General features: G+C 74.4%; 11 protein-coding genes. 5 read left to right on the forward strand and 6 right to left on the reverse strand.

Annotated elements, in window-relative coordinates; translation table 11 throughout:
- From RM609_RS15050 to iolC, 6 genes are all read right to left on the reverse strand, one after another.
- Positions 1-2,145 (reverse strand): FUSC family protein, encoded by a 2,145-nt coding sequence (locus RM609_RS15050; protein ID WP_311611201.1) that lies wholly within the window; start codon positions 2,143-2,145, stop codon positions 1-3.
- 87 nt (positions 2,146-2,232) lie between these two features.
- On the reverse strand, positions 2,233-3,726 hold the full coding sequence (locus RM609_RS15055) for a CoA-acylating methylmalonate-semialdehyde dehydrogenase (protein WP_311611203.1): 1,494 nt from the start codon (positions 3,724-3,726) through the stop codon (positions 2,233-2,235).
- A gap of 20 nt (positions 3,727-3,746) precedes the next feature.
- Entirely contained in the window at positions 3,747-5,645 is a 1,899-nt protein-coding gene (gene iolD, locus RM609_RS15060) for a 3D-(3,5/4)-trihydroxycyclohexane-1,2-dione acylhydrolase (decyclizing) (RefSeq protein WP_311611205.1), read from the reverse strand.
- On the reverse strand, positions 5,642-6,484 hold the full coding sequence (iolB, locus tag RM609_RS15065) for a 5-deoxy-glucuronate isomerase (protein ID WP_311611207.1): 843 nt from the start codon (positions 6,482-6,484) through the stop codon (positions 5,642-5,644). Before iolB ends, iolD begins: the two co-directional genes overlap by 4 nt.
- Positions 6,485-6,686: 202 nt before the next feature.
- Positions 6,687-7,565, reverse strand: a complete 879-nt coding sequence (locus tag RM609_RS15070; protein ID WP_311611208.1) for a Cgl0159 family (beta/alpha)8-fold protein — start codon at positions 7,563-7,565, stop codon at positions 6,687-6,689.
- Complete coding sequence (gene iolC, locus RM609_RS15075) at positions 7,562-8,563, reverse strand: 5-dehydro-2-deoxygluconokinase (protein WP_311611210.1); 1,002 nt, start codon at positions 8,561-8,563, stop codon at positions 7,562-7,564. Before iolC ends, RM609_RS15070 begins: the two co-directional genes overlap by 4 nt.
- A gap of 238 nt (positions 8,564-8,801) precedes the next feature.
- Between iolC and RM609_RS15080 the strand changes: the two genes are divergently transcribed.
- The 5 genes from RM609_RS15080 (at position 8,802) to RM609_RS15100 (ending at position 12,665) form a co-directional block, all read left to right on the forward strand.
- The gene (locus tag RM609_RS15080) at positions 8,802-9,740 is read left to right on the forward strand and encodes a sugar phosphate isomerase/epimerase family protein (protein WP_311611211.1); all 939 of its coding nucleotides are present in this window, start codon (positions 8,802-8,804) and stop codon (positions 9,738-9,740) included.
- Between the two features lie 89 nt (positions 9,741-9,829).
- Positions 9,830-10,861, forward strand: a complete 1,032-nt coding sequence (locus tag RM609_RS15085) for a Gfo/Idh/MocA family protein (RefSeq protein ID WP_311611213.1) — start codon at positions 9,830-9,832, stop codon at positions 10,859-10,861.
- A gap of 53 nt (positions 10,862-10,914) precedes the next feature.
- Complete coding sequence (locus RM609_RS15090) at positions 10,915-11,916, forward strand: Gfo/Idh/MocA family protein (RefSeq protein WP_311611442.1); 1,002 nt, start codon at positions 10,915-10,917, stop codon at positions 11,914-11,916.
- A gap of 230 nt (positions 11,917-12,146) precedes the next feature.
- Positions 12,147-12,353 (forward strand): helix-turn-helix transcriptional regulator, encoded by a 207-nt coding sequence (locus RM609_RS15095; RefSeq protein ID WP_311611215.1) that lies wholly within the window; start codon positions 12,147-12,149, stop codon positions 12,351-12,353.
- A 66-nt stretch (positions 12,354-12,419) separates the two neighbouring features.
- Positions 12,420-12,665: a heavy-metal-associated domain-containing protein gene (locus tag RM609_RS15100; protein ID WP_438828448.1), complete on the forward strand. Its 246-nt coding sequence runs from the start codon at positions 12,420-12,422 to the stop codon at positions 12,663-12,665.
- Positions 12,666-12,712 lie beyond the last annotated feature (47 nt).

The raw sequence follows: 12,712 nt of genomic DNA on the forward strand, positions 1-12,712 counted from the left end.
TCAGCGCCGCGCCGCCCTGTTGCGCCCCTGCTGGCCCGGCGCGAGGGCTTCGGCCAGTTCGTCGAGCGCCTCCTGCAGCAGCTCCGAGCCCCGTACCGCCACCCCTTCGTCTTCGTCGCCGGCCCGCGCGACCCAGACGGCCAGTGCCACGCGCGGCCCGGCCCAGTCCGGCCGCCGCCGTTCCCGTACCGCCGCCACGGCGTCCGGCAGCGCGGCGCGCAGGGCCGCCGCGAACTCGCCCGCCCCGGGATCCGGTTCGGCGTCCGGGCCGGGCAGATGGGCCTCCATCAGCATCGCCGCACGTCCGAGCGTGGCCAGCGCCGACTCGGCCGCCCGCTCGGCGGCGCGCGAGATGCCCCGGTGGCGCACGGGTTCCTTCAGCGCGCGGGCGGCCGCGTCCTCCCACTCCAGCCGTGCCGCCCGCGCGTCCAGCAGCGCCTCACGGACCCGCCGTTTCCGGTTCTCCGGGCGGGCGTGGGCGTCGAGGACCGCCAGCGCGTAGTCGCCGTTGGTACGGAGCCAGTCGGCCAGCCGGTCGCGCAGCCGGGGCGTCTCCCAGCTGGGCCACAGCGCGTAGGCGGCCAGTGCCAGCACTCCGCCCAGCAGGGTCAGCGCCAGCCTGGCCTGCACGGTCTGCGACCAGCCCTCCCCCGCGATGCCGAGCAGGAAGACGATGTACGCGCCGATGCACGCGGACACCACGATGTAGCCCGTCCGCATCAGCAGATACAGCAGCCCCACGCTCACCACGGCCAACGCGGCGCAGACCTCGGGCCCCGGATGGGTGAGCGCCGTGATGCCCGCGCCCGCCCAGACGCCGACGAGCGTGCCCACGAAGCGGGCGACGCCGCGCTGATAGGTCTGGGCGAAGTCGGGCCGCATCACCATCACCGAGGTCATCGGCGCCCAGTAGCCATGGCCCAGCGGCAGCGCCGTGCCCAGCAGATAGCCCACACAGGCCACCGTCGTCACCCGCACCGCGTGCCGGCCGACCGGCGAGGACCAGCGCGCCTCGCGCCGCAGCGCCCGCCAGCCAACCGGGACGAGCCCGGCCATGGTGGGCCGCAGCAGATGCCGCCGCTCCTTCTCCGCAGTCTTCTGCGCAGTCTTCTCCGTCGCCTTCTCCGTCGCCTTCTCCGCCGTCGGCCGGGTGGCGCGCAGGGGCTCGTCGCTGGCCTCCACGACGTCGGCCAGCAGCGCCATCAGCCGCAGCGCCGAGCGGCGGGCGGCGCCGTCGAGGCGCGGTCCGGACTCGGGCACCTCCAGCGTGGCCATCACCTCGGGCGTCACCCGCACGGGCCGGCCCCGGCGGATGGCGCGCGCGACCGCGTCCAGGACGTCGGCGGCGGCGCCCAGCAGCTCCCGGGCCCGGTCCCGGCCGGGGCCCTCCGGGGGCGCGCCCACGATGGGATCGGCGAGGGAGGCGAGCACCGGCCGGATCCGTTCGGCGACCCCGCGCGGGCCGCCCAGTTGCCGGGGCCGGCCGCGGGCCTGGCGCGGGGTCAGCTCGGCGGCGCTGCGGGCGTCCATCAGCGGCTGGGGGTCGAAGCGGGCGACCGGGTCGTGGCGCAGCCGGCGCGCGTAGTCCGCCTCGGCGGCCAGCGCGTCCGCGAGGGCGTCGCGCTGGCGGCCCCAGGGGCGGATGGGGAAGAGGAGGATGAGCGCCGCCTGCACCAGGCCGCCCACGAGGATGAGCGCGGCGTGCTCGGCCGCCCCCGCGACGGAGGTGGGCAGGGTGACGGTGACGAGCATGACCGCGACCGTCTGGGTGGCGACGAACCCCGTCACCGGGCCGACGGCCCAGGCCATGCCCGACAGCAGGGTCCACACGGCGAGCAGCGCGACGAAGGTGGCGAGGTGGGCGGCGGCGAGGTAGCCCAGGAAGGTGCTGAGGCCGAGCACGCCCGCGACCGCCAGCGCGAGCAGCGGGCGGGGCCGCCAGCTGCGCTGGAAGGTCGCCAGACCGGAGGCGAACGCGCCGAACGCGGAGGAGACGGCGAGGGCGGGCGATCCGAAGGCCAGCATCAGGCCGACGACGACGGCCACGCCGCACGCGCCGCGGATGGCGACGAGCGGTTCGAGGGTGATTCGCTCGATCGTCAGCCCGGCGCGTGCCGTCTTCTTCAGGGCGTTGGCCCAGGTCATGGGGTGAGCGTCTCATATCGGGCCGGAACTGGATGTTTCCGGGGCTCCGCCCCGGACCCCCGTCCTCGATCGCCGGACGGGCTGAATTTACCGGTGGTGCGGGAAGCCCAGGTCGACGCCGCCGTCCTGGGGGTCGGGCCAGCGGGTGGTGACGACCTTGCCCCGGGTGTAGAAGCGGACGCCATCGTTCCCGTAGATGTGGTGGTCGCCGAAGAGCGAGTGCTTCCAGCCACCGAAGGAGTGGTAGCCCACCGGCACCGGGATGGGCACGTTGACGCCCACCATGCCCGCCTCGACCTCCAGTTGGAAGCGGCGGGCCATGCCCCCGTCACGGGTGAAGATCGCGGTGCCGTTGCCCCACGGCGAGGCGTTGATGAGGGCCAGGCCCTCCTCGTACGTCCCGGCGCGCAGGACGCACAGCACCGGGCCGAAGATCTCGTCGCGGTAGGCGTCGGCGTCGGTCGGCACCTTGTCGAGCAGGGACAGGCCCATCCAGTGGCCGTCCTCGTACCCCTGGACCGTGAAGCCCGTGCCGTCGAGGACGACCTCCGCGCCCTGGGCGGCGGCGCCCCGCACATAGGAGGCGACCTTGTCACGGTGGTCCTTGGTGATCAGCGGGCCCATCTCCGAGGTGGGGTCGTCGCCCGGGCCGATCTTGATCTTCTCGGCGCGCTCGCGGATCTTCGCCACCAGTTCGTCCCCGGTGCCGCCGACCGCGACGACCGCCGAGATCGCCATGCAGCGCTCGCCCGCCGAGCCGTAGGCGGCGGAGACGGCGGCGTCCGCGGCGGCGTCGAGGTCGGCGTCGGGCAGCACCAGCATGTGGTTCTTGGCGCCGCCGAGGGCCTGGACGCGCTTGCCGTTGGCGGAGGCGGTGGTGTGGATGTGGCGGGCGATGGGTGTGGAGCCGACGAAGGAGACGGCGGCGACGTCCGGGTGCTCCAGGAGCCGGTCGACGGCGATCCGGTCGCCGTTGACGACGTTGAGGACGCCGTCCGGCAGCCCGGCCTCGGCGGCGAGCTCCGCGAGGCGGATCGCGGCCGAGGGGTCCTTCTCGCTGGGCTTGAGGACGAACGTGTTGCCGCAGGCGATGGCGAGCGGGAACATCCACATCGGCACCATGGCCGGGAAGTTGAACGGCGTGATGCCCGCGACGACGCCCAGCGGCTGGCGGATAGCGGAGACGTCCACCCGGCTGGACACCTGCGTGGACAGCTCGCCCTTGAGCTGCTGGGTGATGCCGCAGGCCAGCTCCACGACCTCCAGGCCGCGCGCGACCTCGCCGAGGGCGTCGGAGTGGACCTTGCCGTGCTCGGCGGTGATCAGCTCGGCGAGTTCCTCGCGGTGGGCGTCGAGCAGGGCGCGGTAGCGGAAGAGCACCGTCGTGCGCTGTGCGAGGGAGGAGCCGCCCCAGGTGCCGTAGGCGGCCTTGGCGGCGGCCACGGCCGCGTCGACCTCCTCGGCGGTGGCGAACGCGACGCGCGTGGTGACGGCGCCCGTGGCCGGATCGGTGACGGGCCCATACGTACCGGAGGTGCCCTCGACGGACTTGCCGTCGATCCAGTGGTTGACGGTCTTCATCTGCTGCGACCTCTCCTACGTCAAAGGTAACGGCGACGGGCGGCTGCGTTGCGGTCGTACTCCTCCCGGGCCGACACGGCCGCCGGGCGGGTCGCGGTCTCGGCGACGGGCACATCCCACCACGCCTGGGCGGGGGGCGCCCCGGACACAGTGTCGGCCGTTTCGGTCTCCACGTAGACACATGTGGGCCGGTCGGCCGCGCGCGCCTCCGCCAGCGCGGCCCGCAGCTCGCGGGCGGTACGGGCGCGGAGCACGCTCATGCCGAGCGAGGCGGCGTTGGCGGCCAGGTCGACGGGCAGCGGGGCGCCGGTGTACGTGCCGTCGGGCGCGCGAAAGCGGTAGGCGGTGCCGAAACGCTCGCCGCCGACGGCCTCCGAGAGGCCTCCGATGGAGGCGTAGCCGTGGTTCTGCACCAGGATCACCTTGACCGGGATGCCCTCCTGCACGGCGGTGACGAGCTCGGTGGGCATCATCAGATACGTCCCGTCGCCGACCAGCGCCCATACCGGCGCACCGGGGTCGGCCAGGGCGACGCCGATGGCACCGGGGATCTCGTAACCCATGCAGGAGTAGCCGTATTCGAGGTGGTACTGGCGGCGGGAACGGGCCCGCCACAGCTTGTGGAGATCGCCGGGGAGCGAGCCCGCCGCGTTGACGATCACGTCCTCGTCGCCGACGACGGAGTCCAGCGCGCCGAGCACCTGGGCCTGGGTGGGCCGGGCGCCGTCGCCCCGGCCGTCGTCCGGGGCGTACGCGCGGGCGACGACCGTCTCCCACTCCGCCTTCCCGGCGGTGTACGCGCTGGCGTACGCGTCCGGCACGCGGTGCCCCGCGACGGCCTCCGTGAGCGCTTCCAGGCCGCTGCGGGCATCGGCGACGAGCGGCAGCCCGGCGAGCTTGTGGGCGTCGTGCGGGGCGATGTTGAGGTTGACGAAGCGGACGTCCGGGGCGGCGAAGAGGGTCGCCGAGGCGGTGGTGAAGTCGCTGTAGCGGGTGCCGACGCCGATGACGAGGTCGGCGGCGCGGGCGAGCGCGTCGGCGACGGCCGTACCGGTGTGGCCGATCCCGCCGACGTCCGCCGGGTGGTCGTGGCGCAGCGAGCCCTTGCCCGCCTGGGTGGAGGCGACGGGGATGCCGGTGGCGTCGGCGAAGGCGCGCAGGGCGTCCTCGGCCTCGCTGTGGTGGACGCCGCCGCCAGCGATCAGCAGCGGGCGGCGGGCCGCCCGTACGGCCCGTACGGCCGCCGCCAGTTCGGCCGGGTCGGGGGCGGGGCGGCGGACGTGCCAGACGCGGTGGGCGAAGAACTCCTCGGGCCAGTCGTACGCCTCGGTCTGGACGTCCTGGGGCAGGGCGAGGGTGACGGCCCCCGTCTCCACGGGGTCGGCCAGTACGCGCATGGCGGTGAGCGCGGCGGGGATCAGCGCCTCGGGGCGGACGATCCGGTCGAAGTACCGGGAGACGGGGCGCAGGCAGTCGTTGACGGAGACGTCGCCCGCGCCGGGGTGTTCGAGCTGCTGGAGGACGGGGTCGGCGGGGCGGCCGGCGAAGGTGTCGCCGGGCAGGAGGAGGACCGGGATCCGGTTGATCGTGGCGAGGGCCGCGCCGGTGACGAGGTTGGTGGCGCCGGGGCCGATGGAGGTGGTCACGGCGTGGGCGGAGAGCCGGTCGCGGTGGCGGGCGTAGCCGACGGCCGCGTGGACCATGGCCTGCTCGTTGCGGCCCTGGAGGTACGGGAGTTCGTCGCCGGTCTCCAGCAGGGCCTGCCCGATCCCGGCGACGTTGCCGTGGCCGAAGATGCCCCAGCACGTGGCGACGAGCCGCTGCCTGCGGCCGTCGCGCTCGGTGTACTGGTGGGCGAGGAACGCCACGAGGGCCTGGGCGACGGTGAGGCGTCGGGTGGGGCGGGACGGTCGGGTCATCGGTCCTCTCCCGGGTGATAGAGCGGAAGCCTGGGGTCCACAGGATGGTCCGGCCATGTGCCGCGGATCCAGGTGTGGTCGGGGTGGTCACTGATGAGCCACTCCCGCTCGGGGCCGGGGCCGGCCATCACGTTGAGGTAGTACATGTCGTGGCCGGGCGCGGCGATGGACGGGCCGTGCCAGCCGTCGGGGATCAGCACGGCGTCGCCGGTGCGGACCTCGGCGAGGACGTCCGTCCCGCCGTCGTGGGACGGCGACACCCGCTGGTAGCCGAGGCCGGGGGTGCCGCCAGGGCTCTCGGCGATCTCGAAGTAGTAGATCTCCTCCAGCCGGGACTCCCGGCCCGGGAGGTGCTCGTCGTGCTTGTGGGGCGGGTAGGACGACCAGTTGCCGCCCGGCGTGAGCACCTCGACGGCGATGAGCCGGTCGCACTCGAACGTGTCGGCCGCGGCGAAGTTGTTGACCTGCCGCGAGCAGACGCCCGTCCCGCGCAGCTCTACGGGAACGGTCTCGGCGGGGCCGTAACGGGCGGGCAGCCGGCGCTCGCAGCGGGCCCCGGCGAGGGCGAAGCGGCCGCCCGCCGGGGAGGTCAGCGTGACGTGCGCGTCGCGCGGGACGTAGGCGAAGTCGGTGACGGCGGTGAAGGGGCTGGGGCGGCCGTGGAGCTCGAAGGTCCGGCCTTCCGTCCGGACCGTGCAGCCGCCGGTGAGCGGCAGCACGATCCATTCGCTGCCGGCGGTTTCGAAGGTGTGGGTGCCGGAGGGGGGCAGGGTGAGGACGCGGAGGGAGGAGTGCGCCCAGCCGGCGCTTTCGGGGGTGATGTCGAGGGTGTAGGTCATGCGCTGTCTCGGCTCTCCTGAGTTCGGCACCGCCGGGGTCGTGGGTGGGGGATGCGCGCCGTCGCGGCGGGGAGGGGCCCCGGTCCCGCCCTTTCACCGTTTCCCGGGGCCACGCCCCCGGCCCCCGGGAGGCCGGGCCCGAGGGCTTCGCCCCGGGCCTCGGACTCCCGGACGGGAACCCGCCCGTCCGGGAACCGGACCGTCACAGCAGCCCCACCGCCGTGTCCACCGCCGCCGCCACGTCCCCGTCCGCCGGGTAGAGCAACGCCCGCCCCACCACCAGCCCCTGCACCGTCGGCAGCCGCAGCGCCGTCCGCCAGCGCTCGTACATCGCGTCCTGGTCGTCGCCCACGTCGCCGCCCAGGAGGACCGCCGGGAGCGTCGACGTCTCCATCACCCGGGCCATGGCGTCCGCGTCGTCCGTGACCGGCACCTTCAGCCAGGTGTACGCGGACGTCGCGCCCAGGCCCGACGCGATGGCGATGGACTTCGTGACGGCCTCGGCGCTCAGGTCGTTGCGGACCCGGCCGCCGACGCGCCGGGAGAGGAAGGGCTCGACGAAGACCGGAAGCCGTCGCTCCGCCATGTCGTCGATGGCGCGGGCGGCGGAGACCATCGTGGCGAGCGAGCCGGGGTCGTCGTGGTCGATGCGCAGCAGCAGCTTGCCCGCGTCGAAGCCGCGCCGGACGAGGTCGTCCGCGCGCGGCCCCGTGAAGCGGTCGTCCATCTCGAACGCGGCGCCGACGAGACCCCCGCGGTTCATGGAGCCCATGACGACCTTGTTCTCCAGCGCGCCGAGGAGCAGCAGGTCGTCGAGGATGTCGGAGGTGGCGAGGACGCCGTCGACGCCGGGTCGGGAGAGGGCCAGGCACAGGCGTTCCAGCAGGTCGGCGCGGTTGGCCATGACCAGGGGCCGGTCACCGACGTCGAGCGCGCCGCGTGCCGTGTGGTCGGCGGCGACGATCATCAGCCGGCCGCTGTCGCCGACGAGGGGGCGCCGCCGCCGCCGGGTGGCGGCCTCGGCGATGGCCTCGGGGTGCCGGCTGCGGACGCGCGGCAGGTCGGCGATGCGGACGGTCATCGGACGCCCTCTTTCCCGCCCGCACCGGCTTTCCCGCCCGCACGGTTCAGCAGTTCCGTCACCTCGTCCCGCGTCGGCATCGCCGACGAACAGGCGAGCCGGGAGGCGACGATGGCCCCGGCGGCGTTGGCGTAGCGCGTCACGCGCCCGAGGTCCCACCCGGCGAGCAGCCCGTGGCAGAGCGCCCCGCCGAACGCGTCGCCGGCGCCGAGGCCGTTGACGACCTCGACCTCCACCGGGGCCGCCTCGGCGACGGTGCCGTCGCGGTGGACGGCGAGGACGCCCTTCGGGCCCCGTTTGACCACGGCGAGTTCGGCCCCGGCCGCGAGGAGCGCCCGCGCCGCCGCGTACGGGTCCCGCTCCCCCGTGGCGACCTCGCACTCCTCGGCGTTGCCCACCGCCACCGTCGCGTGGGCGAGGGCCCGCTCGTACAGGGGACGGGCGGCGGACGGCCCCTCCGGCCAGAACATGGGCCGCCAGTCGAGGTCGAAGACGGTGATGCCGCCCTTGACCCCTGTCCTCGCCCGTTCCCGGAGGGCGGCGAGCGTCGCGCTGCGGCTGGGCTCCTCGCTCAGGCCCGTACCGGTGATCCAGAAGACCCGGGCGGCGCGGATGGCGGCCAGGTCCAGCTCGGCGGTGTGGATCTCCAGGTCGGGGGCCTTGGGGCGGCGGTAGAAGTACAGCGGGAAGTCGTCCGGCGGATGGATCTCGCAGAAGGTCAGGGGCGTGGGGTAGGCGGCCACGGGCGTCACCCAGCGGTCGTCGACGCCGAAGCGGCGCAGCTCGTCGTGGAGGTAGCGGCCGAAGGGGTCGTCGCCGGTGCGGCTGACGAGGGCGGTGCGGCGGCCGAGCCGGGCGGCGGCGACGGCGACGTTGGCGGCCGAGCCGCCGAGGAACTTCCCGAAGGTGTCGGCCTCCGCGAGCGTGACCCCGGTCCGCAGCGGATAGAGGTCCACCCCGAGCCGGCCCATGGTGATGAGGTCGTAGGGACCGGTCATGGTCTTCCCCTCCGCGCGTCGGCACGATCCGGGGCCCAGGTCTAGCCGGGCGCGGACACCCATGTCAAGCATTTGTCCTTACATACGGACGTCCCCGCGCCGGGCCCCGCCGACCGGCTATTGACGTTACGTCCTTATGTCCGGACGTAGTCTTGACACTCCCCGGCCCAGCCGGGAGGCTACGGGCAACCCGAGCCCTTGTCCGGTCAGTGCCGACCGGCGAGAGGAGAGCCGCCGCATGGACAGCGTCCGCGCCCCCGACCTCAGCCCGTCACCGCCCCCCGCGCTGAACCGGATCCGGGTCGGCTCCGCGCCGGACTCCTGGGGCGTGTGGTTCGCCGACGACCCGGCCCAGCTCCCCTGGCGGCGCTTCCTCGACGAGGTGTCCGAGGCGGGCTACGAGTGGATCGAGCTCGGCCCGTACGGCTATCTCCCCACCGACCCCGCCCGGTTGCGCGAGGAGACCGGGAAACGGGGCCTGAAGGTGTCGGCTGGCACGGTCTTCACCGCCCTGCACCGCGGGCCGGCGGTCTGGGAGGAGACCTGGGAGCAGGTCTCCCGCGTGGCCGCGCTGGCACGCGACACGGGCGCGAACCACCTCGTCGCCATCCCCTCCTTCTGGCGCGACGACAAGACCGCCGAGGCCCTGGAGAGCCCGGAGCTGACGGCCGACCAGTGGCGGTCGCTGACCACCGGCACGGAACGGCTCGCGGCCGAGGTGCGCGACGCCTACGGGCTCTCCCTGGTCGTCCACCCCCACGCCGACACCCACATCGCCACCGAGGAGCACGTCGAGCGCTTCCTCGACGCCACCGACCCGACGCTGGTGAGCCTCTGCCTGGACACCGGGCACTACGCCTACTGCGGCGGCGACAGCGTCAAGCTCATCAAGACCTACGGGGAACGCATCGGCTACCTCCACCTCAAGCAGGTGGACCCCGCGATCCTGGCCGACGTCGTCGAGCGGGGCACACCCTTCGGCCCGGCCGTGCGGCAGGGCGTCATGTGCGAACCGCCGCGCGGCGTACCGGCGCTGGAGCCCGTACTGACGGCCGCCCAGGGGCTCGGCGTCGACCTCTTCGCCATCGTCGAGCAGGACATGTACCCGTGCCCGCCCGACAAGCCGCTGCCCATCGCCCGCCGCACCCGCGCCTTCCTGCGCTCCTGCGGCGCGTGACCGCGCACACCGGCACCGACACGGACACCAAGGAACGCCCACCCCCACCAAGGCGCAACGCAACACGCACCAGCACCGAGGAACACGCAATGACGCAACACGGAACGCTCGGCGTGGCCGTCATCGGCACCGGCAGAATGGGCGCCGACCACGTCCGGCGCCTCGACCAGGCCATCAGCGGGGCGCGGGTGACCGCCGTCGTCGACATCGACCCGCGCCGCGCCGAGGCCGCCGCCGCGCGCGTCGACGGCTGCGCCGCCCACACCGACCCGGCCGCCGCCATGGCCGCGGACGACGTGGACGCCGTGCTCATCGCCTCCCCCGGGCCCGCCCACGAGGAGGCCCTGCTGGAGGCGTTCGCGCGCGACCTGCCCGTCCTGTGCGAGAAGCCCCTCACACCGGACTCCGCCTCCGCGCGCCGGGTGCTGGAGGCGGAGACCCGGCTGGGCCGCCGACGCGTCCAGGTCGGCTTCATGCGCCGCTACGACAGCGAATACCAGCATCTGAAAGCGCTCCTGGACGCGGGAGACCTCGGGCGCGCGCTGATGCTCCACTGCACCCACCGCAACGTCTCGACACCGCCCGGCTACACCAGCCAGATGACGATCAACGACTCGGTCGTCCACGAGATCGACGCCACACGCTGGCTGCTGGGCGAGGAGATCACCGCCGTCACCGTGCTGCGCCCCACCCCCTCGTCCGGCGCCCCGGACGAGCTGAGCGACCCCCAGCTCGTGCTGTTCGAGACCGAGGGCGGCGCGGTCGTCGACGTCGAGGTCTTCGTCAACTGCGGCTTCGGCTACCAGGTGCGCTGCGAGGCCGTCGGCGAGCGCGGCACCGCCCGGATCGGCGACGCGCACGGGCTGACCGTCCACGCCGCCGGGCGGTGGGGCGGGGAGATCGCCCAGGACTTCGTCACCCGCTTCCGGGGCGCCTACGACCGCGAGGTCCAGGCCTGGGTGGACGCCGTCCGGCGCGGCGGGACGACGGGCCCGAGCGTCTGGGACGGCTACGCGGCCGCCGTGGTCTGCGAGGCGGCGGTACGGGCCCAGGCGACCGGCGGGCGCGTGCCGGTCGTCCTCCCCGAGCGCCCCGCCCTCTACGACTCCCCGCCGCGATGACCGGTGGGCTGATGGCCAGTGGGCTGATGGCCGGTGGGCTGCGGGTCGGTGGGCTGCGGGTCGCGCTGCTCGGCGCCGGACGGATCGGCACCCGGCACGCGGCCCGGCTGGCGGGGACCGAGGGCGTCGCCGAGCTGGTCGTCGCCGACGCCGACCCCGGGCGCGCGGCGGGCCTCGCGGAGGCCGTGGGGGCCCGGCCCGCCCGTACGGTGGGCGAGGTCTTCACCTCGGCGGGCGTGGACGCCGTGGTCATCGCCACCGCGACCGCCTCCCACGCGGGCCTGATCACCCGTGCGGCGCGTGCCGGACTGCCCGCTTTCTGCGAGAAACCCGTCGCGCTGGACCTGGCGGGCACGATCGCCGCGCTGCGCGAGGTGGAGGCGGCGGGCACGCTGCTCCAGATCGGTTTCCAGCGGCGCTTCGACGCCGGGTTCCTGGCCGCGCGCGAGGCACTGCGCTCGGGGGCGCTGGGGCGGGTGCACACCATCCGGTGCGTGACCTCCGACGCGGCGCCGCCGCCCGCGGACTTCCTGCCGCTGTCCGGCGGCCTGTTCCGCGACTGCATGGTCCACGACTTCGACGCCGTCCGCTGGCTGACCGGGCGGGAGGTGACGGAGGTGTACGCGCGGGGCGCGAACGGCGGCGCGGCCTTCTTCCGCGAGGCCGGCGACGTGGACACCGCCGCGGCCCTGCTCACCCTCGACGACGGCACGCTCGTCACGGCCACCTCGACCCGGTACAACGGCGCGGGCTACGACGTGCGCGTGGAACTGTCCGGGGAGCGCGACCAGTGGGTCGCCGGGCTGGACGAACGGGCACCGCTGACCTCCGCCGAGCCCGGCGGCCCCGCCGCCCCGCGGCGGCCCTGGACGGACTTCCAGGAGCGCTTCGAGGACGCCTTCCGGGCCGAACTGGCGGCGTTCGTCCGGGCCGCGCGGGGGCTCGGGGGCAACCCCTGCCCGGGGGCGGAGGGGCTGCGGGCCCTCCACATCGCCGAGGCGTGCGAGGTCTCCCGGCGGGAGGCCCGGCCGGTCCGGCTGGCCGACGTCGGCTGACGCCCGCCGGTGGGCCGCTGGGCGGAGGCCCGCCCTCCTGTTACCAAGTCACCCTCGTGTTACGAGCGTCACAGCGGCGCGAGCCTTCCGTCACAGAAGACCGACAGGCCCTCGCGCGTGATCACTCTCCGTCGCCCCCGGGGTGAGGCTTCAAGCGACCGAGAACGGCCGCGCCACAGCTCCCCGACGGACCCCTCCTCCGTGGCTGCGCCGCGGCGGAGAGGCGAGAGATGACCGACCGTCGGCTCTGGTCCTACCGGGAGATCGCGGCGCACATCGGCGTGCGGACCGACACCGTCCGCTCGTACCGGAAGCACGGCCTGCTGCCCGTTCCCGACCTCCACGAGAGCGGCAGACCCTACTGGTTCGCGGACACCATCCGTGACTGGGTGACCCGGCGCCCCGGCTACCGCGACCACCGTCCGAAGAATCGTTGATTCCACCGATTCCCACCCCTCAGAATACCCCCCGGGGGTAAGGTGTTCCCGGCATCGGCAGAAGCCCTGCGCATCCGACTCCCGAGGAGTACGCCCATGAGCACCACCACCGTCTACAAGGTGACCGGCATGACCTGTGGCCACTGCGAGTCCGCGGTGCGCGAGGAGGTCTCGACGATCGCCGGCGTGACCTCGGTGGAGGCCGCGGCCGCCACCGGCCTGGTGACGATCACCGCCGCCGGCCCGCTGGACGACGAGGCCGTCCGCGCCGCCGTGGACGAGGCCGGATACGAACTGTCCGGCCGCGCCTGAGCCGCTCTCGGCATGGGGCACCTTCACAGAATCACCACAAGGAGCCT

Origin of the sequence: Streptomyces hesseae, from assembly GCF_031845785.1 — a bacterium.
Classification (GTDB): Bacteria; Actinomycetota; Actinomycetes; order Streptomycetales; family Streptomycetaceae; genus Streptomyces; species Streptomyces hesseae.